This is a genomic window from Cellulosimicrobium composti, assembly GCF_009711085.1.
GTDB classification, from domain to species: Bacteria; Actinomycetota; Actinomycetes; order Actinomycetales; family Cellulomonadaceae; genus Cellulosimicrobium; species Cellulosimicrobium composti.
Genome location: NZ_WMKA01000029.1, coordinates 19990 through 41925, shown reverse-complemented (window position 1 = coordinate 41925; position 21936 = coordinate 19990). Strand labels below are relative to the sequence as shown.

Here is a 21936-nt window from a genome sequence, read left to right as displayed (position 1 = left end):
GCGGTCGGCGAGGTCAGCCCTCGTCCGCCTCGTCGTCCTCCGCCGTGCGGTACGGGTCCGCGTCCCCGGCGAAGGTCTTCCCCTCGCGCAGGGCCGCGAGCTCCGCGTCGCGGCGCCGTGCCTCGACGAGCGCGGCGTCGAGGTGCGCGGCCGTCTCGGGGACCGAGTCCAGGTGGAACTCGATCGTCGGCGTCAGGCGGATCCCCGTCTGCTTGCCGACCTCGGACCGGATGAGGCCCTTCGCGCTCTCGAGCGCCGCGGCCGTCCCGGCCCGCTCCTCGTCCGAGCCGTAGACCGTGTAGAACACCGAGGCGTTCTGCAGGTCGCCCGTGACGCGCACGTCCGTCACGGTGACGAACCCGAGGCGCGGGTCCTTGATCCGCGTGTCGAGGAGCTGCGCGACGATCTCCTTGATGCGGTCGGCGAGCTTCCTCGCCCGAGGGTTGTCGACCATGTCTTCTTCCTTTCGTGCCGAGCGTTCCGGCCACCGGCGACGACGGACGCCGACGTGCCCCGGGTGGAGAGACGCCCGGGGGCGGCCACGAACCGTGACCGCCCCCGGGCGTGACGAACGTCAGGAGCGCGGCTTCTCGCGCATCTCGAACGTCTCGATCGTGTCGCCGACCTGGAGGTCGTTGAACGAGCCCAGACCGATACCGCACTCGAAGCCCTCGCGGACCTCGGTCGCGTCGTCCTTGAACCGCTTGAGCGACTCGACCGTGAGGTTGTCCCCGATGACCTTGCCGTCGCGCAGGACCCGCGCCTTGGCGTTGCGGCGGATCTCGCCCGAGCGGACGATCGACCCGGCGATGTTGCCGAACTTCGAGGAGCGGAAGATCTCGCGGATCTCCGCGGTGCCCAGCTGGGCCTCCTCGTACTCCGGCTTGAGCATGCCCTTGAGCGCGGCCTCCACGTCCTCGATCGCCTGGTAGATGATCGAGTAGAAGCGGACGTCGACGCCCTCGCGCTCGGCCAGGTCCTCGACGCGCTCGCCGTACTTCACGTTGAAGCCGATGATGATCGCGTTGTCGACCGTCGCGAGGTTGACGTCGTTCTGCGTGATGGCACCCACACCGCGGTGGATGACGCGCAGCTGGACCTCGTCGCCCACGTCGATCTTGAGCAGCGCGTCCTCGAGGGCCTCGACGGCACCGGACACGTCGCCCTTGAGGACGAGGTTGAGGGTCTCGACCTTGCCCTGCTGGAGGGCCTGCGTGAAGTCCTCGAGGCTGATGCGCTTGCGGCGCTTGGCCAGGAGGGCGGCGCGCTCGGCGGCCTCGCGCTTCTCGGCGATCTGGCGCGCGGTGCGCTCGTCGGGCGCCACGAGGAACGTGTCGCCCGCGCTCGGCACCGACGCGAGACCGAGCACGAGGACCGGACGGGCGGGGCCCGCCTCGGTCACGGCGTTGCCGTGCTCGTCGAACATCGCGCGGACGCGGCCGTGGGCCGTGCCGGCGACGATCGCGTCACCGACGTGCAGCGTGCCGGACTGGACCAGGACGGTCGCGACGGCGCCGCGGCCCTTGTCCAGGTTCGCCTCGATGGCGACACCGCGCGCGTCCTTGTCCGGGTTGGCGCGCAGGTCGAGCGAGGCGTCCGCCGTGAGCAGGACGGCCTCGAGGAGGTCGTCGATGCCCATGTTCTGCTTCGCGGACACGTCGACGAACATCGTGTCGCCGCCGTACTCCTCGGCCACCAGGTTGTACTCGGTGAGCTGCTGGCGGATCTTGGCGGGGTTGGCCCCCTCCTTGTCCACCTTGTTGACCGCGACCACGATCGGCACGTCCGCCGCCTGGGCGTGGTTGAGCGCCTCGATCGTCTGCGGCATCACGCCGTCGTCCGCGGCCACCACGAGGATCGCGATGTCCGTGACCTGGGCGCCACGGGCACGCATGGCGGTGAACGCCTCGTGACCCGGGGTGTCGATGAACGTGATAGCCCGCTCGGTGCCCTCGTGCTCGTGGCGCACCTGGTACGCACCGATGTGCTGGGTGATGCCGCCGGCCTCGCCCGCGACGACGTCCGTCTGGCGGATCGCGTCGAGGAGCTTGGTCTTTCCGTGGTCGACGTGACCCATGACCGTGACGACCGGCGGACGAGCCATCAGCTCGTCGTCGCCCTCCGCCTCGAGCTCGGCGTCCAGGTCGATGTCGAAGGACCCGAGCAGCTCGCGGTCCTCCTCCTCGGCCGAGACCATCTCGATGACGTAGCCGAGCTCGGCCGCGAGGGTCCCGAAGGTGTCCTCGTCGAGCGACTGCGTCGCCGTCGCCATCTCACCGAGGTGGAACAGGACGGTCACGAGGCTCGCGGGGTTCGCGTCGATCTTGTCGGCGAAGTCGTTGAGCGAGGAGCCGTGGCGCAGGCGCACGACGGTCGAGCCGTTCCCGCGGGGAACCTGCACGCCGCCGAGCGACGGCGCCTGCATCTGCTCGAACTCCTGGCGCTTCGCGCGCTTCGACTTGCGCCCGCGGACCGGACGACCGCCGGCGCGCCCGAAGGCGCCCTGCGTGGAACCACGACCCGCGCCACCGCGGCCGCCGCCACCGGGACGACCGGCGAAGCCGCCGCCGGGGGCACCGCCACCGGGACGACCGCCAAAGCCGCCGCCACCGCCGCGACCTCCGCCGCCACCGCCCGGACGACCACCGGGAGCGGGGCGCTCACCGGGGCGACCGATGGAGGTGCGGCCGGGCATCATGCCCGGGTTGGGGCGGGGGCCGCCGGGGCGCGGGGCGGGACGCGGCCCGCCCGGACGGGGACCGCCCGCACGGTCGCCGGACGCCGCCGCGGCACCCTCGGTGCGCTCGGGACGCTGGCCGGGCCGGGGCATGCCCTGGCTCGACGCGAACGGGTTGTTGCCCGGGCGCGGGGCGCCGGGACGCGGGCCGCCCTGCCGGGGCATGCCCTGGCTCGGGGCGAACGGGTTGTTGCCCGGGCGCGGCGCGCCGGGACGCGCACCCGAGCCACCGGGACGGGGCGCGGGCGCGTTCGTGCCGCCACCCGGCTTGGGGGTCGCGGTGGGCTTCTTCTGCCCCGGCGCGGGCGCGGGACGCTGCGCGGCGGGGGCCTGCGGTGCCGGGGCCTGAGAGGCCGGGGCGGCAGGGGTCGGGGCCTGCGGCTCCGCGGGACGCGGGGCGGCGGGAGCGGGAGCCGGCGCCGAGGGCGCGGCGGGCTCGGCCTTGGCCGCGGGCTTCGGGGCCGGCTTCGGCGCGGCCGGACGGGCGGGGGCGGGTGCCGCCGCGGGCTTGCTCGCGCCGCCGCCCCCGGCGGGGAAGGCGTCGCGCAGCTTGCGGACCACCGGTGGCTCGATGGTCGAGGATGCCGAGCGGACGAACTCACCGAGCTCCGTCAGCTTGGTCATGATGGTCTTGCTCTCCACCCCGAGCTCCTTCGCGAGCTCGTAGACGCGGACCTTTGCCACAACTCTCCTGTCTCGGCCCGCCCCGGACAGGGAGGACCGTCGTTAGTGCTGGGTGCTCATCGCTGGGTACTCATCGGGTGCCCATCGGCTTCTAACCCGCTTCCTTGTCGACGTGTCGTGCAGTGCGGTCCCGCGGGACGGGACCGTGACGCATGGCTCAGCCGTGCTCCTCCGCCTGCGCCTCGATCACGGTGCGGACCGCGGCGAGGTCGAGGGGCCCCGCGACGCGCAGGGCCCGCGGGACGGCCCGCCGGCGTTCCGCCGCCTCGAGGCACCGGGTCGACGCGTGGAGCCACGCACCGCGACCCGGCAGCGACCGCCCGGCGTCCACCACGAGCCGCGGCTCGTCGGTGCTCGCGCCGGACCGGTCGAGGACCAGACGGAGAAGAGCTGACCGCAGGTCGCGCTCCCGGCATCCGACGCACGTGCGGACAGGACCCGGGCCCGTCGGGACGGGGCGGGTCGTGGTGTCCGGGGGCATGGTCGAGGTGCGGGCGCGCGGCCCGGTCGATGACAGTCTACCGCGCCGACCCGTCATCCGTGACCGTTCCACGCCCGGCAACTACCGGTCGGCAGTGCGAGGACCTGCGGGAGCGGCCCCGTCCGACCCCTCGGCCGGCGCGCCGCCCTCGTCCGAGCGGATGTCGATGCGCCAGCCCGTGAGCTTGGCGGCGAGGCGGGCGTTCTGCCCCTCCTTGCCGATCGCGAGCGAGAGCTGGAAGTCCGGGACGACGACGCGCGCGGCGCGAGCCGCCTCGTCGACGACCGTGACGGAGGACACACGCGCCGGGGACAGCGCGTTGGCCACGAACTGGGCCGGGTCGTCGCTGTGGTCGACGATGTCGATCTTCTCCCCGTGCAGCTCGGCCATGACGGCCCGCACGCGGGAGCCCATCGGACCGATGCACGCACCCTTGGCCCCCAGGCCCGGGACGCGCGACCGCACCGCGACCTTGGTGCGGTGGCCCGCCTCGCGGGCGATCGCGGTGATCTCGACCGATCCGTCCGCGACCTCGGGCACCTCGAGCTCGAAGAGCTTGCGCACGAGGTTCGGGTGCGTCCGGCTCAACGTGATCTGCGCGCCCTTCATTCCCCGCGCGACCTCGAGCACGTACGCGCGCAGACGCTCGCCGTGCACGTACTCCTCGGTCGGCACCTGCTCGTGGGGCGGGAGCACGGCCTCCGTGCCGCCGACGTCGACGAGCACGACGCGCGGGTCGCGCCCCTGCTGGATGACGCCCGCGAGGACCTCGCCCTCCTTGCCGCGGAACGTGCCGAGGATCTGGTCGTCCTCCGCGTCGCGCAGTCGCTGCACGATGACCTGACGCGCCGTCGACGTGGCGATCCGGCCGAAGTCGGCCGGGGTGTGGTCGAACTCGGGACCGTACTCGACCGGGCCGCGCGGCACGTCGGGGTCGTCGGACTCGGGCGCGGGCAGCTCCTCGCGCGCCCACACCGTCACGTGCCCCGTCTTGCGGTCGAGCTCGACGCGCGCGCGGGTGTACGCGTCCGGGGTCCGGTGGTAGGCCGACAGCAGGGCCTGCTCGATCGCGGCGACCAGGACGTCGAGGCTGATGTCCCTCTCGCGCTCCAGCAGGCGCAGCGCGCTCATGTCCACGTCCATCGTCAGGCCTCCTCGTCGTGGGCGGTCGTGTCGTCGGTCGAGGCGTCGTCCGCGTCGTCGAGCCCGGGCAGGTCGGCCTCGAGCGCACGCTTGAGCTCGACCTCCACGTGGCCACGGACGACGTCCGCCAGAGGCACGACGCGCTCCGTCACGACCCCGCGCTTGCCGGGGACGTCCAGGTGCAGCTCGGTCTCGACCGGGGAGCCGGACCGCAGGCGCCCCTCGACCGTGCCGCCGTCGGCGAGCACGAGGCGCACGAGACGGCCGCGCGCGCGCCGGAAGTGGCGCGGCTCGGTGAGCGGGCGGTCGGTGCCGGGCGTGGAGACCTCGAGCGTGTACGCACCGTGGAGCCGGTCGACCGCGTCGAGCGCGGTCGAGATCGGGCGCGTCGCCTCGGCCACGGTGTCGAGGTCGAGGTTGCCCTCGACGTCGTCCGGGAGGTCGAGGACGACCCGCACCACCGACCGCGCGCCGGCGCGCGACACCGCGACGTCCTCGAGGTGGAGTCCTGCGTCGCGGACCGCGGGCTCGACGGCCTCGCGGACGCTCTCGCGGAGCGCGTGCGTCGCCGCGTCGCCTCCTGATGCCTTGCCGGGCTGACCGCCCGCCTGCCCTGCCATCACTCAGCTCCTGTCCGTGTCCCACGCCGGGTACCCAGACGACCGGTGTGTTGTTGTCGCGGTTCTCCCGGCGATCCGCTCGCCGGGACGTTCGACCGGGGACCAGCCTAACGACTCGCAGGCCCCGAACGTGACATCATCGCCCCCGATGACTCCCCACGCGACCCCGGACGACGCCGCGGCACGGCCCCGACGGCCCCGCGCGGCCCGCACGAGCCGCCGGGCGCACGCCGTCGTGCCGGTGCTCGCGGCGGTCCTCGCGACGAGCGTCCTGGCGGCCGGGTGCGGCGTCCGCCTCGAGACGCCGCCGCCCGCCGAGCCCTCCCCCGACGCGGTCGAGACGGCGCGCGCGGGCGCCGTGGACGACGCGCTCGCGGTCGCCGGTCTCGTGGCGGACGTCACGCCGCTCGTCACCGACCCGGCGGCCCTGGAGGTGCTCGAGCAGGCGTCCACGTTCGCGACGCAGCACGCCGACGCGCTCGGCGGCGTCTACGACTCGGGCCTGGGCGACCTCCTCGACCCCGACGACGGCGCGTCGGTGGGTGCGGACGGCGCACCGGACGAGCCCGCGCCGGAGGAGGCCGCGACCGATGGCGTCACGACAGGCGACGTCGCGACCGACGACGTGGTCGCGGCGCTCGTCGACGCCGCGCAGCGCGCCGGCGCCTCGGCCGACGTCGTGCCCGACGCCGGGCTCGCGCGCCTCCTCGCGTCCGTCGCCGCGTCCGAGCACCTCACGGCGCAGCGGCTCGCCGCGGTCACCGGCTCGACCGTCCCGGACGCCGCGGTCCCGCCCGCGCCCGTCGTCGAGGACGCGCCGGCGGGGGTCGGCGCCGCGGACCTCGCGACGCTCGTCGAGAGCGAGGACGCCGCCGGGTACGGCTACGAGGTGCGCGCGGCCCAGACCGACGGGGACGTGCGCACCGCCGCCGTCGCGCGCGCGGCCGAGCACCGGGCGCGCGCCCAGGCGTGGGCGGTGGTCGCGGGCACCGACGGGACCGCGCAGGACCCGCGGCGCGTCGCCTACGCGCTCCCCGACGACCAGGACGCCGCCGCGCTCGCGCGTCAGGTCGAGTCCGACCTCGCGCAGGCGTACGCGAGCCTCGTCGCCACCGCCGCCGCGTCGTCACGGTCCGCCGCGGTCGCGCTCCTCGCGGAGACGTGGGCGAGCGCGGTCGCGTGGGGCGCCGAGCCCGTCGCGTTCCCCGGGCTCCCGGAGCGGGCCGCGGGCTGACGCCCGCAGGTGCCGCCGCAGGACCGACACCACGACGACGCCGACGCCGACACGGGTGATGCCACCAAGGTGACGCCACGAGGGTGACGCGATGTGGGTGACGCCGCGGCGCGCGAGGACCGGCGCACCGGTCCCCCCGCACGGCGCGTCAGCCGAGCAGCTCGGCCACGCGGGCCGCGACGTGCTCGACGGCGTCCGCGACGGGCACCTGGACCGACTCGCCCGCGCGCGGGCGGACCTCGACGACGCCGTCGGCGAGGCCGCGGCCCACGACGAGCAGGAGCGGCACGCCGAGCAGCTCGGCGTCCTTGAACTTCACGCCGGGCGAGACCTTGGGACGGTCGTCGTAGACGACCTCGACGCCCCGGGCCGTGAGCTCGGTCGCGAGGCGCTCGGCCTCCTCGAACACGCTCGCGTCCTTGCCCGTGGCGAGCACGTGCACGTGCGCCGGCGCGACGTGCGCGGGCCACGCGAGCCCGGCGTCGTCGTGGTTGGCCTCCGCGAGCGCCGCGAGCACGCGCGTGACGCCGATGCCGTACGAGCCCATGGTCACGACGACCTGCTTGCCGTTCTCGTCGAGCACGGTGAGGCCGAGCGCCTGGGCGTACTTGCGCCCGAGCGCGAAGATGTGGCCGATCTCGATGCCTCGCGCGAGCTCGAGCGGGCCCGACCCGTCGGGCGCGGGGTCGCCCGCGCGCACCTCGGCGGCCTCGACGGTGCCGTCGGCGGCGAAGTCCCGCTCGGCCACGAGGTCGAACACGTGCTTGCCGGGCTCGTTCGCTCCGGTGATCCAGCGCGTGCCCGCGACGACGCGCGGGTCGAGGAGGTAGCGCACCGAGTGCCGCTCGGGCACCTCGCCCTCGGCGACGGTCGCGTCCGCGGGGGCCTCGCGGCGCGCGTTCGGGCCGAGGACCTGCGGGCCGATGTAGCCCTTGACGAGCTCGGGGTGCGCGGCGAAGTCGGCGTCCGTGGCGGGCTCGACCTCGGCGGGCTCGAACGCCGCGCCGACGCGCTTGAGGTCCACCTCGCGGTCGCCGGGCAGCCCGACGACGACGACCTCGCGGCGGCCGTCGGGGTGCGTGAGCGCGAGCACGACGTTCTTCAGCGTGTCCGCCGCCGTCCACGCGCGGTCGGGGCGCGGGAAGCGCGCGTTCGCGAGCGCGACGAGCGACTCGATCGTCGGGGTGTCGGGCGTGTCCTCGACGTGCGCGGCCGGGGCGTCGGCGTAGTCGACGTCCTCGGGGACGGGCGTGACGACCGCCTCGACGTTCGCCGCGTACCCGCCCGGCGAGCGCACGAACGTGTCCTCGCCGATCGCGGTCGGGGTGAGGAACTCCTCCGAGCGCGAGCCGCCCATGGCGCCGGACGTCGCGGCGACGATCACGTACTCGAGACCGAGCCGGTCGAAGATGCGCCGGTACGCCGCGCGCTGCGCCTCGTACGAGCGCTCGAGGCCCTCGTCCGTCGTGTCGAACGAGTAGGCGTCCTTCATGACGAACTCGCGGCCGCGGATGAGGCCCGCGCGCGGGCGCGCCTCGTCGCGGTACTTGGTCTGGATCTGGTAGATCGTCAGCGGCAGGTCCTTGTACGACGAGTACAGGTCCTTGACGAGGAGCGTGAACATCTCCTCGTGCGTGGGCGCGAGGAGGTAGTCGGCCTCCTTGCGGTCCTTGAGCCGGAAGATGTTGGGTCCGTACTCCGTCCAGCGGCCCGTCGCCTCGTACGGCTCCTTGGGCAGCAGCGCCGGGAAGTGCACCTCCTGCGCGCCCGCGGCCGCCATCTCCTCGCGGACCACGTCCTCGACCTTGCGCAGCACGCGCAGGCCGAGCGGGAGCCAGGTGTAGATGCCGGGGGCGGCACGACGGATGTAGCCCGCCCGCACGAGGAGCTTGTGGCTCGCGACCTCGGCGTCGGCCGGGTCCTCGCGCAGCGTCCGGACGAACAGGGTGGACAGGCGCAGGAGGTCGGCGCCCCGGACACGGGTGGAGCCCGCGGCGGGCGCGCCGGACGTGACGGAAGACATGCGCCCCACCCTACCGGCGGGGAGGATGTCCCCATGCCCGAGCTGCCCGAGGTCGAGGCCCTCGTCCGGTTCCTCGACGACCGCGCGACCGGCCGCACCGTCGTCACCGCGGACGTCGCGCAGATCGCCGCGCTCAAGACGTTCGACCCGCCGGTGACGGCGCTCATCGGCCGGGTCGTCGTGGGGGCGCGACGGCACGGCAAGTGGCTCGACCTGGTGCTCGCGCAGCCTCCGGGCGGCCCGGCGACCACGGCGCCCGACGCCGAGCTCCACCTCGTGTTCCACCTCGCCCGGGCCGGGTGGCTGCGCTGGTCGGAGAAAGCCCCGACGACGCCGGTGCGCCCGCGTCTCGGCGGGGGCGGCGGCGGCAAGGCCGCGGTGCTCGCGCTGCGCGTGCGGTTCGACGACGGGTCGGGCTTCGACCTCACCGAGGCGGGGACGCGCAAGCGTCTCGCCGTCCACGTGGTGCGTCGGCCCGAGGAGGTGCGGGCCGTCGAGACGCTGGGGATCGAGCCGCTCGACCCGGCCTTCACGCCCGAGGCCCTCGGCGCGCTCATGGCGGCGCGCAACCAGCAGGTCAAGGGGCTGCTGCGCGACCAGTCGTCGATCGCGGGGATCGGCAACGCCTACTCCGACGAGATCCTCCACGCGGCCCGGACGAGCCCGTTCAAGCTGACGCGCTCGTTCACGCCCGACGAGGTCGCGCGCGTGCACGCCGCCGTGGGCGAGGTGCTCGCCGAGGCGGTCGCGGCGTCGTCGGGCAAGCCGGCCGCCGAGCTCAAGGACGCCAAGCGCGCGGGGATGCGCGTGCACGGACGCACGGGGCTGCCGTGCCCCGTGTGCGGGGACACGGTGCGCGAGGTGAGCTTCGCCGACCGCAGCCTGCAGTACTGCGCGACGTGCCAGACGGGCGGGCAGGTCCTCGCCGACCGCCGGATGTCGCGCCTGCTCAAGTGAGGCCGGGGCCGGGCGCCGGACTCAGAACAGCACGGTCGCGTACGTGCCGACCTGCTCGAACCCGACCCGCCGGTACGTGGCGAGCGCGCGCGTGTTGTAGTCGTTGACGTAGAGCGAGACGACGGCCGGGCGGTGCCCGGCCGCGCCGTCGCCGTGCACCTCGCGCGCGAGCCGCACGACGGCGGCCATCCCGGGCGCCGCGAGGCCCTGGCCGCGGTACCGCGGGTCGACCCACACGCCCTGCACCTGCGCGACGAGCGGCGTCACCGCGCCGAGCTCTGCCTTGAACACGACGTGCGGCGCGCCCTCGCGCTCCCCCGCCGTCCGGACGAACGAGCGGCCGGCGAGCACGAGCGAGCGCACGCGCTCCTCGTACGCGCGCCCTCCGCCCTCGACGGGCGAGTAGCCGACCTCCTCGGTGAACATCGCCACGCACGCCGGGAGCACGATCGGCACCTCCGCCGGGACGGAGCGGCGCACGCCCGGGTCCGGCGCGACGTCCGGCTCGCGGTCGATCGCGAGCGACGGCTGGTTCGCGCGGATCTCGCGCGGGCTCGGCCAGTGCGGGGCGAGCAGGTCCCACAGCGCGAGCACCGCGTCCCGCTCCCCCACGACCGAGGACGAGCGCCGCCCCGCGTGGCGCGCGAGCTCGGCGAACGCCGTGACCGCCGCGTCGGCGCGTGACGCGTCGAGGGTCCGGGGCACCACGGGGACGAGGTTCGCGCCCGCCCAGCACACGGCCTCGAGCGGCCCGGCCGCGGGGAAGCCCCACGCCTGGCCGCCCGCGGCGTGCAGGCCCGCACGCTGGGCGACGACGAGCCGTGCCGCCGCGAGCGTCGACGCGACCGGGTCGCCCGCGCACACCGCGAGCGCCTCCGGGACGTCCGCGTCGAGGAGGACGCGCGCCCGCGCGTCGAGCCCGGTGCGCGCCCGTGGCCGCAACGCCGGGACGGACGGACGCCAGCGGGCCACGGGGACGTCAGCCGACCGTGACGACCGGGGGTCCGGCCTGGGCGTCGTTCTCCGGCGTCATGGTCTCCGCGATGCGCAGCGCCTCCTCGATGAGCGTCTCGACGATCAGCGACTCGGGCACCGTCTTGACGACCTCGCCCTTGACGAAGATCTGGCCCTTGCCGTTGCCCGACGCGACGCCGAGGTCGGCCTCGCGGGCCTCGCCCGGGCCGTTGACGACGCAGCCCATGACGGCGACGCGCAGCGGCACCTCCATGCCCTCCAGGCCGGCGGTGACCTTCTCCGCGAGCGTGTAGACGTCCACCTGGGCGCGGCCGCACGAGGGGCACGAGACGATCTCGAGCTTGCGCGGGCGCAGGTTGAGCGCCTGGAGGATCTGGTTGCCGACCTTGACCTCCTCGACCGGCGGGGCCGAGAGGGAGACGCGGATCGTGTCGCCGATGCCCTTGCTCAGCAGCGCTCCGAACGCCGTCGCGGACTTGATCGTGCCCTGGAACGCCGGGCCCGCCTCGGTCACGCCGAGGTGCAGCGGCCAGTCGCCCGCCTGGGCGAGCAGCTCGTACGCGCGCACCATGACGACCGGGTCGTTGTGCTTGACCGAGATCTTGAAGTCGTGGAAGTCGTGCTCCTCGAAGAGCGACGCCTCCCACACGGCCGACTCGACGAGCGCCTCGGGCGTCGCCTTGCCGTACTTCGCGAGCAGGCGCGGGTCGAGCGAGCCGGCGTTGACGCCGATGCGCAGCGACACACCGGCGTCGGAGGCGGCCTTGGCGATCTCCTTGACCTGGTCGTCGAACTTGCGGATGTTGCCCGGGTTCACGCGCACCGCGGCGCAGCCCGCGTCGATCGCGGCGAACACGTACTTGGGCTGGAAGTGGATGTCCGCGATGACGGGGATCTGCGACTTCTTCGCGATCGCCGGCAGCGCGAGCGCGTCGTCCGCGCTCGGCACGGCCACGCGCACGATGTCGCAGCCCGACGCGGTGAGCTCCGCGATCTGCTGGAGCGTCGCGTTGATGTCCGTCGTCGGGGTCGTCGTCATGGACTGGACGCTGATCGGTGCGTCGCCGCCGACCTCGACCTTGCCGACCTTGATCTTGCGACTGGCACGTCGCGGCGCGAGGACCGGCGGAGGGGCGGCAGGCATTCCGAGGTTGATGGGTACGCTCACGCCCCTAGTATCCCCCGCCGGGCGTCCGACGCCGCACGTCGGGGGTGTCCGGGACGTCACCTTCCCGCCGGGTCCGGCGCATCTTCGCGGACCCTCCACGCGCGAGACGCCGGGCGCGCGCACGCCGACGGCGGTCGGCGGCGCTAGGTGAGCCGTATCGGGTTCAGGACGTCGGCGAGGATGAGCACCGCCCCGACCCCGAGCAGGACGAAGAACATCACGTACGCGACCGGCATCATCCGGGCGACGTCCGCGGGACCCGGGCGCGGGAGCCCCCGCACCCGGGCGACGGTGCGCTTGGCCCCCTCGTAGAGCGCGTTCACCACGTGCCCGCCGTCGAGCGGCAGGAGCGGGATGAGGTTGAACACGAAGAGCGCGACGTTGAGCGCGGCGAGCAGCGAGAGGAACCCCGCGACCTGCGTCACCACGGCGTTGTCGCTGTCGGCGATCGCGACGGCGATCTGCCCGACCCCGACGATGCTCACGACGCCGTTCGGGTCCCGCTCGCCCCCGCCGAACGCGGCGGACGCGGCGTCGGCGACCTTGACGGGGAGGGTCGCGATGATGCCGACGGTGCCGCTGACCTGCTGCCACGTCAGCTCGAGCGCGGGGCCGACGCCGGCCGACCGGCGCTCCGCGGTCGGCGTGAACCCGACGTACCCCGCGGGCTCCGTGACGGGCTCGCCCACGTCGTCGACCACGAGGGTGCCGTCCGCCGCGACCACCTGCCGCTCGACGGGGACCGGCGTCATGGTGAGCTCGACCCGCTGCCCGTCGCGCTCCACCACGACGGGCACGGTCTCGTCGGCGGCCCCCTGGATCGCCCCCGACAGCTCGTCCCACGAGTCGACCGGGACGCCGTCGAACGCGACGATCGTGTCGCCCGCCTCGAGGCCGGCGGCGGCCGCCGGCGACTGCGGGTCGGTCGCGCCGCACTCGCTCTGCTCCGCCGTGACGGCCGGGGGGACGCACGGCGTGACGTTGCCGACCGTCGTCGTCACCGTCGGCACGCCGATGCCCACGGCGACGACGAGCGTGAGCACCACGGCGACGAGGAGGTTCATGACGGGGCCGCCGAGCATGACGACGACCTTCTTGGGCGCGGAGAGGTTGTAGAACGCCCGGTGCTCCTCGCCGGGGCGGATCTCCTCCGTGCTCGCGTCCCGCGCGTCGGCGACGACCTGCGAGAAGAAGCCGTTCCGTCGTGGACGCGCTCCGGCCGGTGCGGGCGGGTACATGCCGACGAGCCGCACGTAGCCGCCGAGCGGGACCGCCTTGAGGCCGTACTCCGTCTCGCCCTTCGTGCGAGACCACAGCGTCGGGCCGAACCCGACCATGTACTGGCTCACCCGGACGCCGAACCGCTTCGCGGGCACCATGTGGCCGATCTCGTGCAGGCCGATGGAGACCACCAGGCCCACCACGAAGACGGCGATGCCGATCACCCAAGCCATACGGTCCTCACTCGGTCGTTCTCGTCGTCGGTCGCCGCCCGACCGCGCTCAGCGGCGGTCCAGCAGCTCGTTCGCGCGGGCGCGCGCCCACGCCTCGGCGTCCGCCACGTGGTCCAACGTCACGGCGTCCGCGGGGGTTCCGTCGTGCGCCGCGAGCACGCGGTCCACGGTCGCCACGATGTCACCGAAACCTGCGCGTCCGCTGAGGAACGCGGCGACGGCCTCCTCGTTCGCCGCGTTGTACACGGCGGGGTGCGTCGCGCTCGCCGCGACGGCCGCCCGCGCGAGCCCCACGGCCGGGAACGCCGCGTCGTCGAGCGGCTCGAACGTCCACGACGTGGCCGCCGACCAGTCGCACGGCGGGGTCACGGGGTCGAGCCGGTCGGGCCACGAGAGGCCGAGGGCGATGGGCAGGCGCATGTCCGGCGGCGACGCCTGCGCGATCGTGGAGCCGTCGACGAACTCGACCATGGAGTGCACCACGGACTGCGGGTGCACGACGACCGTGATGTCGTCGGCCGGGACGTCGAACAGCAGGTGCGCCTCGATGAGCTCGAGGCCCTTGTTCATGAGGCTCGCGGAGTTCACCGTGACGACCGGGCCCATCGCCCACGTGGGGTGCGCGAGGGCCTGGTCGACGGTCGCGGACTTCACGGCGTCGGCGTCCCAGCCGCGGAACGGGCCGCCCGACGCGGTGAGGATCAGCCGTCGCACCTCCGCGCGCGTGCCGGACCGCAGGCACTGGGCGATCGCCGAGTGCTCGGAGTCCACGGGCACGATCTGGTCGGGGCGCTGCTGCGCGGCGCGCACGAGCGCGCCCCCGGCCACGAGCGACTCCTTGTTCGCGAGCGCGAGCGTCGAGCCGGCGCGCAGGGCCGCGAGCGTCGGGCCGAGGCCGACGGACCCCGTGACGCCGTTGAGCACGACGTCGCTCCCCCGGCCCGCGAGGTCGGCGGCCGCGTCCGGACCGGCGAGCACCTCGGGGACGTCGCCGCCCGCGGACGCGGCGGCCAGGGCCGCGACGAGGGCGTCGGCCCGGGCCGGGTCCGCCACGCCGACGGCGCGCGCGCCCGTCTCGACGGCCTGACGTGCCAGCAGGTCCACGTCGCCGCCCCCCGCGGAGAGCGCGTCGACGCGGAACCGGTCCGGGTGCCGGCGGACGACGTCGATCGCCTGGGTGCCGATCGAGCCCGTCGAGCCGAGGATCGTCACGGTGCGGGAAGTGCTGCGCGGGGTGGAGTCGGGCATGGGCCCATCCTCCCAGGACCTCGGGGCGCGCGCGGACGTCCCGGCCGCCCGAGCGTCGGTCAGCACGCCGGTCAGCGCGCCGTCCACGCGAGCGTCCAGCGGAAGAAGAGCCGGCGCCGCAGGCGCGCGCCGGGCAGGACCGCGCGCGCGACGCGCGCGATCTCGTCGACCGAGTGCTCCGGGTCGCGCACCGGCATGCCGCGCGTCCACGGCACGGTCTCGCCCGGGCGGGCACGCCGCGGGTGACGGACGAGGCCGACGAGAGGGCTGAGAACGGCCGAGACGAGGTCGACCGCGAGGTCGCGACCGGTCCGGACCCGCGCCAGGCCGACGACGAGCAGCCGGCCGCCCGGGGCGAGGAGGTCCCGGGCGTGCCGGAGCGCCGGCTCGAGCTCGAGGTGGTGCAGGACGGCGACCATCGTCACCGCGTCGTACGCGTCGGGCGAGGCGCGCCCGGGCTCGGGCGCGCGGACGTCGCCCGGTCCCCGGACGTCGTCGAACCTCGCCAGCCGCACCGTCACGTGCGGGTCGCCGGCGAGCCGCGCCGTCGCGGCGGCGACCATGCCCGGGTCCGCGTCGACGCCGTGCACCTCGGCCGCACGCCTGCGCAGCGCGCCGACGAGCGCGCCCGCGCCGCACCCGACGTCGAGCACGACCCGCGCGCCGCGCGGCACCCGGCGCACGACCCAGGGGTGGAAGTGCGCGTTGTGGTCCCACGGGTGCCGGGCGTTGACCGCGGCCAGCCACGCGGCGGCGCGCCGGACGAGACGGTGCGACGACGTCCGGGGGTCGAGGGTCACGGTCGGGCCGTCACTCGACGCCGAGCAGCACCTCGATCGCGCGGGCGAAGAACGCGTCGACGGGGCCCTCCGCGTAGCCGTCGCGACCACGCGCGCGACCGAACGTCGCGGAGCGGATCTCCGCCGCGGTGATCGGCACCTGCCGGTCGAAGTAGGCGACGAGCCGGTCGCACAGGTCGTCGACGTCGTCGATGTCGTACGCGGGCTTGCCCCGCTCGGCGAGCGCGAACTTCTCGCCGTCCGGGCGTCCGAGCCGGCCGTAGAGCGTGCGCGCCCGCTCGGCGAGCGCGTTCATCCACGCCTGCTGCCCGTGCGCGGCCACGTACTCGGCGCGCTGGCGCGCGATGAACGCGCCCTCGAGACGGTCGAGCGCGGCGTCGACCTCGTGCGTGTCGTACCCGCCGCGGACCAGGTCGAAGACCGACGCCTGGATGTCGGTGCTGGTCAGACGGTCCGCCACGCGACCCTCGTACACGTCGCGCGCGTGCTCGAAGAACTCGTCGACCTCCTCGGGGTCGTACCCGTTCCGGGTCCTCGAGACCGTGGTGAACAGCGAACTCACTCGTCCTCCTCTGCAGCGAGCTGCCCGCAGGCGCCGTCGATGTCACTGCCGCGGGTGTCACGGATCGTCGTCGGGATCCCGTGCCCGCGCAATCGTGCCACGAACTCCGCCTCGACGGCAGGGTCGCTGGCCGTCCAGATCGAGCCCGGGGTGGGGTTGAGCGGGATCGGGTTGACGTGCACCCAGCCGCGACCGCGCGCGTTGAGCTTCTCGCCGAGCAGGTCCGCGCGCCACGCGTGGTCGTTCATGTCCTTGATGAGCGCGTACTCGATGCTCACGCGGCGCCCGGTCACCTCGAAGTAGTGCCGCGCCGCGTCGAGCGCCTCGTCGACGCTCCACCGCGTGTTGATCGGCACGAGCTCGCCGCGCAGGTCGTCGTCCGGGGCGTGCAGCGACAGCGCGAGCGTCACGGGGATGCCCTCGTCGGCGAGCTTGCGCATCGCCGGGACGAGGCCGACCGTCGAGACGGTGATGTTGCGCGCGGACATCCCCAGGCCGTCCGGCGCCGGCGCGACGAGGCGCCGCACGGTGCCCATGACGGCCTTGTAGTTCGCGAGCGGCTCGCCCATGCCCATGAACACGAGGTTGTTCAGGCGCGCCGGGCCACCGGGGATCTCACCGTCGGCGAGCGAGCGGGCCGCCGCGCGCACCTGCTCGACGATCTCCGCCACGGAGAGGTTGCGCGTGAGGCCGAGCTGGCCGGTCGCGCAGAACGGGCACGCCATGCCGCAGCCCGCCTGGCTCGACACGCACAGGGTCGTGCGCTGCGGGTAGCGCATGAGCACCGACTCGACCTTGGCGCCGTCGAACAGGTGCCACAGCGTCTTGACGGTCGTGCCGCCGTCGGCCTCCATGCGGCGCGCGGCGGTGAGCAGCGGCGGGAACAGCGCCTCCGCCAGCAGGTCCCGCGTCGCCTTCGGCAGATCCGTCATCGCCTCGGGGTCGCGCGTGAGGTGCGCGTAGTAGTGCGTCGCGAGCTGCTTGGCACGGAACGGCTTCTCGCCGAGCTCGACGACGGCGTCCCGCACCTCCTCGGGCGCGAGGTCGGCGAAGTGGCGCGGCGGCTTGCCGCGCCGCGGCGCGGACATGACGAGCGGGAGCGGCTTCGACTCCGCGGAGGGGCGGACGGAACGGACGGTCATGAGGAGGTCCAAGCGTGGGGGGGTGTCGCGGACAGGGCGCCCGCGGGAGATCAGACGGCCAGCGCGAGCAGGACGTACACGAACGGGGCGGTGAGGAGCATGGAGTCCAGCCGGTCCAGGATGCCTCCGTGGCCGGGCAGGAGCGACCCCATGTCCTTCAATTCTAGGTCCCGCTTGATCATGGACTCCGCGAGGTCGCCCACGGTGGCCGTCAGGGGGGCCAGGACGCCGAGCGCCACGCCGATGAGAGGGCTCGCGCCGAGGCCCACGACCGCGCCGACGACGCCGACAGCAGTCGCGAGGACGAACGACCCCGCGAGACCCTCCCAGGACTTCTTGGGGCTCACCGAGGGCGCGAGCGGGTGCCGGCCGAACAGCACGCCCGCGACGTACCCGCCGACGTCGTTCGCGACGGCGAGGAGGATGAAAAGCAGCACGCGCACGCGCCCGTCCGGGGCGGCGAGCATGAGCATGACGAAGCCCGCCATGAACGGCAGGTAGGCCGCGGCGAACGTGGCCGCCGCGGCGTCGCGCACCGCGGCCGTGCCGGATCCGTCGATCACGCGCCACACCACGGCGCCCGCGACCGTGAGCATGAAGGACACGAGCAGCGCCTCGGGCCCCGAGTAGTACGACGACACGAGGATGCCGACCGTGCCGACGAGCAGCGGCAGGAGCGGCAGGTGCAGCTCCCGCCGCCGGAAGGCCTGGGCCAGCTCCCACAGCGCAGCCCCGACGGCGACGGTCGCGAGCAGCACGAAGAACTCGGGCCGGAACGCGAGGCTCGCGCCGACGAGCGCGAGCAGGCCGAGGCCCACCGCGATCGCCACGGGGAGGTTGCGGCCCGCCTTGGGGGCGCGCGCCGCGGAGGTGCTGTCGCCGGCGGCCGTCGGGGAGGTGTCTGTCATCGGTGCGTGGAAGAGGTCGCCGACGAGGCGCTCAGACCTCGAGCAGCTCGCTCTCCTTGCCCGCGAGGAGCGCGTCGACCTGCTCGACGTGCGCCTTCGTCAGGGCCTCGAGCTCCTTCTCCGCACGACCGACCTCGTCCTCGCCGGCCTCGCCGTCGCGCGCGATGCGGTCCAGCTCCTCCTTGGCCCGGCGGCGGACGTTGCGGATCGAGACGCGCGAGTCCTCGGCCTTCGCCTTCGCGAGCTTGACGAAGTCGCGACGGCGCTCCTCGGTGAGGGCGGGCAGCACGACGCGGATGACGTTGCCGTCGTTCGAGGGGTTCACGCCGAGGTCCGAGTCGCGCAGCGACTTCTCGACGGCCGTGATCGAGCTCTTGTCGAACGGCGAGACGAGGATCGTGCGCGCCTCCGTCACCGTGAACGACGCGAGCTGCTGCAGCGGCGTCGGGGCGCCGTAGTAGTCGACCGTGATCTTGTTGAACATCGCGGCGTTCGCACGGCCCGTGCGGATCGCGGCGAAGTCCTCCTTGGCCACCTCGACGGCCTTGTCCATCTTCTCCTCGGCCTCGAGGAGGGTCTCGTCGATCACCAGTGCTCCTTCGTCGTTCGTCGTGGTCGGTCGTGTCCGTCGGGCGAACCGGCGTCAGTCGGTCGTGACCAGTGTGCCAATATTCTCGCCGACCAGGGCACGCGTGACGTTCCCCGGCTCGTTCATGCCGAACACGCGCATGCGCACGTCGTTGTCGCGGCACAGGCTCAGCGCCGTCGCGTCCATGACCGCGAGGTCGTTGACGAGGGCGTCGGTGTACGTGAGGTGGTCGAGCTTCGTGGCGGACGGGTCCGTGCGCGGGTCGGCGGTGTAGACCCCGTCGACGCCGTTCTTGCCCATGAGGACCTCCTGGCAGTGCGTCTCGAGGGCGCGCTGCACGGAGACGGTGTCCGTCGAGAAGTAGGGCATCCCGGCGCCCGCGCCGAAGATCACGACGCGACCCTTCTCGAGGTGGCGGATCGCCCGCAGCGGGATGTACGGCTCGGCGACCTGACCCATCGTGATGGCGGTCTGCACGCGCGTCTTCACCCCCGCCTGCTCCAGGAAGTCCTGCAGCGCGAGGCAGTTCATGACCGTGCCGAGCATGCCCATGTAGTCGGCACGGGCGCGGTCGAGGCCGCGCTGGGAGAGCTCCGCGCCGCGGAAGAAGTTGCCGCCGCCGACGACGATGGCGACCTGGACGCCCTGGGCGACCGCGTCCGCGATCTCCCGGGCGACGCGCTGGACGACGTCGGGCGCGAGACCGATCTGCCCGCCGCCGAACGTCTCGCCCGAGAGCTTGAGGAGCACGCGCCGGTGCGCGGTACCCGTCTCGGGCGTGGTCTGCTCGCCTGCCGTCACTGTCGACACCTGTCCTTCGTCCTGGGCCCGGTGGGGCGGTCATCCTGCTCCGACGTCGCCCACCCGATGGTGCGCCACGACGGCGGTCGTCGCGCGCCCGGGCCACCCCCGGGTGCGCGGTCGGCCCGGCCCCGTCGTCGAGGGACGACGCGGCCGGGCCGACGGAGGCGTCAGGCGCCGACGCGGTACCGCACGAACTCGGTGATGGTGCCGCCGGCCTCGGAGACGACCTGGCCGACCGTCTTCTTCGGGTCCTTCGCGAGCGGCTGGTCCACGAGGACGACGTCCTTGAAGAAGCCGTTGAGGCGACCCTCGACGATCTTCGGGAGCGCGGCCTCGGGCTTGCCCTCGTTGCGCGAGGTCTCCTCGGCGATGCGGCGCTCGTTCTCGACCGTCTCGGCCGGCACCTCGTCGCGCGACAGGTACGTCGGGGACATCGCGGCGACGTGCTGCGCGACGTCCTTCGCGACGGCCTCGCCCGCGGCGTCGGTCGCGACGACCACGCCGATCGACGGCGGCAGGTCGCGCGCCGTGCGGTGCAGGTAGGCGGTGACGCGCTCGCCCGCGACGCGGGTCACGCGGCGCAGGACGATCTTCTCGCCGAGCGTCGCGGCCTGGTTGTCGATGACCTCCTGGACGGTCTCGCCGTCCGCGTCCGCGGCGAGCGCCGCGTCCGCGTCGCGGGCACCGGCGTCGGCCGCGGCCTTGAGCACGCGGTCCGCGAGGGAGATGAACGTCTCGTTCTTCGCGACGAAGTCCGTCTCGGAGTTGAGCTCGATGAGCGTCGCGACCTGGCCGCCCTCGGTGTCGCGGATGTCGACCGCGACGAGGCCCTCGGAGGTCGAGCGGCCCTCGCGCTTGGCGACGCCCTTCAGACCCTTGACGCGGATGATCTCGAGCGCCTTCTCCGCGTCGCCGTCCGCCTCGTCGAGAGCCTTCTTGACGTCGAGCATGCCGGCGCCGGTGCGCTCGCGCAGGGCCTTGATGTCAGCGGCGGTGTAGTTCGCCATGGTGGTTCCTCACTCGTGGTTCGTCACGGGTACGTCGTCACAAGGGACGTGCTGGTGGGGGCACCGCTGCGGTGCCCGGAGACGGTGGGACGGCGCGGGGTGCGCGGCGGTCCCCCGCCGCGCACCCCGGGGCGTCACTTGGTCTCGTCGGCCTCGGCGTCGGCGACGACGGCCTCGGCGTCGGCGACGACCGCAGCCTCGGCGGCGGCCTCCTCGACGACCTCGGCGGCGGCGTCCCCGGGCTCCTCGGCGGCGACCTCGGCAGCGGCCTCGGCCACGCCCTCGGCCGCGGCGGCCTCGACGTTCGCCTCGGCGGCCTTCTCGTCGGCCGCGAGCTGCTGCTCGGCACCGGCGAGGAGCTCGCGCTCCCACTCGGCCAGCGGCTCGGCGGACGCGCCCGACTCGGCCTCGGCGCCCGAGCGGCCGGAGTGGCGCTGGAGCAGACCCTCGGCGGCGGCGTCCGCGATCACGCGCGTGAGCAGCGTGACCGAGCGGATGGCGTCGTCGTTGCCCGGGATCTTGTAGTCCACGACGTCGGGGTCGCAGTTGGTGTCGAGGATCGCGACGATCGGGATGCCCAGCTTGCGCGCCTCGTCGACCGCGAGGTGCTCCTTGTTCGTGTCGACGATCCACACGGCGGAGGGGACCTTCGCCATGTCGCGGATGCCGCCGAGCGTGCGGGCGAGCTTGTCCTTCTCGCGACGCAGGACGAGGAGCTCCTTCTTGGTCAGACCGGAGCCGGCGACGTCGTCGAAGTCGATCTCCTCGAGCTCCTTGAGGCGCTGGAGACGCTTGTGCACCGTGGTGAAGTTCGTGAGCATGCCGCCGAGCCAGCGGTGGTTCACGTAGGGCATCCCGACGCGCGCGGCCTGCTCGGCCACGGGCTCCTGGGCCTGCTTCTTGGTGCCGACGAAGAGGATGGAGCCGCCGTGCGCGACGGTCTCCTTGACGAACTCGTACGCGCGGTCGATGTACGACAGCGACTGCTGGAGGTCGACGATGTAGATGCCGTTGCGCTCGGTGAAGATGAAGCGCTTCATCTTCGGGTTCCAACGGCGGGTCTGGTGCCCGAAGTGGACACCGCTCTCGAGGAGCTGGCGCATGGTCACGACGGCCATGACACGTCCTTTCACCGTGCGGCCCGGGATCCACCCGGTGCGCGCACGCTTCTGGCGGCCCCTCCGCAAGGACGGGCCGCGGTGCGGTTGTCGGTGACGACCCTGGTGGTCGCACCCCTGGCGCCACCCGTGCCGACGCCTGCCGCGCACCCTCGAGGGGTGGAACGGTCAGGACCGACGCCGGACGCGGCCCCGCTCCGCACCGGCAGGACCGGAAAGGGGGCGAGGACGTGACGCGCGAAGTCGACCGGCTCCGTCCTCGGCCGAGGTGTGAACCTCGGG

Annotated in this window: 20 protein-coding genes; 2 read left to right on the top strand and 18 right to left on the bottom strand. The window is 74.0% G+C overall.

Annotation, left to right across the window (positions count from 1 at the left end; all coding sequences use genetic code 11):
- Nucleotides 1–13: 13 nt before the first annotated feature.
- The 5 genes from rbfA to rimP all read right to left on the bottom strand — a co-directional run bounded on the left by rbfA (nt 14) and on the right by rimP (nt 5665).
- Nucleotides 14–454, bottom strand: a complete 441-nt coding sequence (gene rbfA / locus GJV82_RS12565) for a 30S ribosome-binding factor RbfA (protein ID WP_024840550.1) — start codon at nt 452–454, stop codon at nt 14–16.
- Between the two features lie 120 nt (nt 455–574).
- Nucleotides 575–3421: a translation initiation factor IF-2 gene (gene infB, locus GJV82_RS12560; RefSeq protein ID WP_318657598.1), complete on the bottom strand. Its 2847-nt coding sequence runs from the start codon at nt 3419–3421 to the stop codon at nt 575–577.
- Nucleotides 3422–3578: 157 nt separating this feature from the next.
- Nucleotides 3579–3902: a YlxR family protein gene (locus GJV82_RS12555; RefSeq protein WP_225873320.1), complete on the bottom strand. Its 324-nt coding sequence runs from the start codon at nt 3900–3902 to the stop codon at nt 3579–3581.
- Between the two features lie 81 nt (nt 3903–3983).
- Entirely contained in the window at nt 3984–5045 is a 1062-nt protein-coding gene (gene nusA, locus GJV82_RS12550; protein ID WP_155099455.1) for a transcription termination factor NusA, read from the bottom strand.
- Nucleotides 5046–5047: 2 nt separating this feature from the next.
- On the bottom strand, nt 5048–5665 hold the full coding sequence (gene rimP / locus GJV82_RS12545) for a ribosome maturation factor RimP (protein WP_115942369.1): 618 nt from the start codon (nt 5663–5665) through the stop codon (nt 5048–5050).
- A 148-nt stretch (nt 5666–5813) separates the two neighbouring features.
- On the opposite strand from rimP, the gene GJV82_RS12540 reads away from it, so the two are divergent.
- A complete protein-coding gene (locus tag GJV82_RS12540; protein WP_155099454.1) occupies nt 5814–6899 on the top strand; it encodes a DUF4439 domain-containing protein in 1086 nt (361 codons plus the stop codon).
- Between the two features lie 148 nt (nt 6900–7047).
- On the opposite strand, the gene GJV82_RS12535 is transcribed toward GJV82_RS12540, so the two are convergent.
- Nucleotides 7048–8922, bottom strand: coding sequence for a proline--tRNA ligase (locus GJV82_RS12535; protein WP_115943614.1), 1875 nt, complete (start codon nt 8920–8922; stop codon nt 7048–7050).
- 33 nt (nt 8923–8955) lie between these two features.
- On the opposite strand from GJV82_RS12535, the gene GJV82_RS12530 reads away from it, so the two are divergent.
- Nucleotides 8956–9879, top strand: a complete 924-nt coding sequence (locus tag GJV82_RS12530; protein ID WP_155099453.1) for an Fpg/Nei family DNA glycosylase — start codon at nt 8956–8958, stop codon at nt 9877–9879.
- A 21-nt stretch (nt 9880–9900) separates the two neighbouring features.
- On the opposite strand, the gene GJV82_RS12525 is transcribed toward GJV82_RS12530, so the two are convergent.
- The 12 genes from GJV82_RS12525 to rpsB form a co-directional block, all read right to left on the bottom strand.
- The gene (locus GJV82_RS12525) at nt 9901–10851 is read right to left on the bottom strand and encodes a GNAT family N-acetyltransferase (RefSeq protein WP_318657597.1); all 951 of its coding nucleotides are present in this window, start codon (nt 10849–10851) and stop codon (nt 9901–9903) included.
- A 7-nt stretch (nt 10852–10858) separates the two neighbouring features.
- On the bottom strand, nt 10859–11998 hold the full coding sequence (gene ispG, locus GJV82_RS12520; RefSeq protein WP_155099470.1) for a flavodoxin-dependent (E)-4-hydroxy-3-methylbut-2-enyl-diphosphate synthase: 1140 nt from the start codon (nt 11996–11998) through the stop codon (nt 10859–10861).
- 167 nt (nt 11999–12165) lie between these two features.
- Entirely contained in the window at nt 12166–13476 is a 1311-nt protein-coding gene (locus GJV82_RS12515; protein WP_155099452.1) for a M50 family metallopeptidase, read from the bottom strand.
- A gap of 48 nt (nt 13477–13524) precedes the next feature.
- On the bottom strand, nt 13525–14724 hold the full coding sequence (gene dxr, locus GJV82_RS12510) for a 1-deoxy-D-xylulose-5-phosphate reductoisomerase (protein WP_115943613.1): 1200 nt from the start codon (nt 14722–14724) through the stop codon (nt 13525–13527).
- Between the two features lie 71 nt (nt 14725–14795).
- The gene (locus tag GJV82_RS12505; protein ID WP_318657596.1) at nt 14796–15524 is read right to left on the bottom strand and encodes a class I SAM-dependent methyltransferase; all 729 of its coding nucleotides are present in this window, start codon (nt 15522–15524) and stop codon (nt 14796–14798) included.
- 10 nt (nt 15525–15534) lie between these two features.
- Nucleotides 15535–16086 (bottom strand): DivIVA domain-containing protein, encoded by a 552-nt coding sequence (locus GJV82_RS12500; RefSeq protein ID WP_024840537.1) that lies wholly within the window; start codon nt 16084–16086, stop codon nt 15535–15537.
- The gene (gene rlmN / locus GJV82_RS12495) at nt 16083–17174 is read right to left on the bottom strand and encodes a 23S rRNA (adenine(2503)-C(2))-methyltransferase RlmN (RefSeq protein WP_216859235.1); all 1092 of its coding nucleotides are present in this window, start codon (nt 17172–17174) and stop codon (nt 16083–16085) included. Before rlmN ends, GJV82_RS12500 begins: the two co-directional genes overlap by 4 nt.
- Before the next feature lie 104 nt (nt 17175–17278).
- Entirely contained in the window at nt 17279–18136 is an 858-nt protein-coding gene (locus GJV82_RS12490) for a phosphatidate cytidylyltransferase (protein ID WP_024840535.1), read from the bottom strand.
- A gap of 31 nt (nt 18137–18167) precedes the next feature.
- On the bottom strand, nt 18168–18725 hold the full coding sequence (gene frr / locus GJV82_RS12485; protein WP_024840534.1) for a ribosome recycling factor: 558 nt from the start codon (nt 18723–18725) through the stop codon (nt 18168–18170).
- A 54-nt stretch (nt 18726–18779) separates the two neighbouring features.
- Nucleotides 18780–19535, bottom strand: a complete 756-nt coding sequence (pyrH, locus tag GJV82_RS12480; protein WP_024840533.1) for a UMP kinase — start codon at nt 19533–19535, stop codon at nt 18780–18782.
- Between the two features lie 161 nt (nt 19536–19696).
- The gene (tsf, locus tag GJV82_RS12475; protein ID WP_024840532.1) at nt 19697–20536 is read right to left on the bottom strand and encodes a translation elongation factor Ts; all 840 of its coding nucleotides are present in this window, start codon (nt 20534–20536) and stop codon (nt 19697–19699) included.
- Between the two features lie 134 nt (nt 20537–20670).
- Entirely contained in the window at nt 20671–21654 is a 984-nt protein-coding gene (gene rpsB / locus GJV82_RS12470) for a 30S ribosomal protein S2 (protein WP_024840531.1), read from the bottom strand.
- Nucleotides 21655–21936 lie beyond the last annotated feature (282 nt).

Excerpts from the sequence above, each read along its gene's own strand:
- rbfA (WP_024840550.1), bottom strand. The coding sequence starts at position 454 with ATGGTCGACAACCCTCGGGCGAGGAAGCTCGCCGACCGCATCAAGGAG.
- GJV82_RS12555 (WP_225873320.1), bottom strand. The coding sequence starts at position 3,902 with ATGCCCCCGGACACCACGACCCGCCCCGTCCCGACGGGCCCGGGTCCT.
- nusA (WP_155099455.1), bottom strand. The coding sequence starts at position 5,045 with ATGGACGTGGACATGAGCGCGCTGCGCCTGCTGGAGCGCGAGAGGGAC.
- rimP (WP_115942369.1), bottom strand. The coding sequence starts at position 5,665 with ATGGCAGGGCAGGCGGGCGGTCAGCCCGGCAAGGCATCAGGAGGCGAC.
- GJV82_RS12540 (WP_155099454.1), top strand. The coding sequence starts at position 5,814 with ATGACTCCCCACGCGACCCCGGACGACGCCGCGGCACGGCCCCGACGG.
- GJV82_RS12535 (WP_115943614.1), bottom strand. The coding sequence starts at position 8,922 with ATGTCTTCCGTCACGTCCGGCGCGCCCGCCGCGGGCTCCACCCGTGTC.
- GJV82_RS12530 (WP_155099453.1), top strand. The coding sequence starts at position 8,956 with ATGCCCGAGCTGCCCGAGGTCGAGGCCCTCGTCCGGTTCCTCGACGAC.
- ispG (WP_155099470.1), bottom strand. The coding sequence starts at position 11,998 with ATGCCTGCCGCCCCTCCGCCGGTCCTCGCGCCGCGACGTGCCAGTCGC.
- GJV82_RS12515 (WP_155099452.1), bottom strand. The coding sequence starts at position 13,476 with ATGGCTTGGGTGATCGGCATCGCCGTCTTCGTGGTGGGCCTGGTGGTC.
- dxr (WP_115943613.1), bottom strand. The coding sequence starts at position 14,724 with ATGCCCGACTCCACCCCGCGCAGCACTTCCCGCACCGTGACGATCCTC.
- rlmN (WP_216859235.1), bottom strand. The coding sequence starts at position 17,174 with ATGTCCGCGCCGCGGCGCGGCAAGCCGCCGCGCCACTTCGCCGACCTC.
- GJV82_RS12490 (WP_024840535.1), bottom strand. The coding sequence starts at position 18,136 with ATGACAGACACCTCCCCGACGGCCGCCGGCGACAGCACCTCCGCGGCG.
- tsf (WP_024840532.1), bottom strand. The coding sequence starts at position 20,536 with ATGGCGAACTACACCGCCGCTGACATCAAGGCCCTGCGCGAGCGCACC.
- rpsB (WP_024840531.1), bottom strand. The coding sequence starts at position 21,654 with ATGGCCGTCGTGACCATGCGCCAGCTCCTCGAGAGCGGTGTCCACTTC.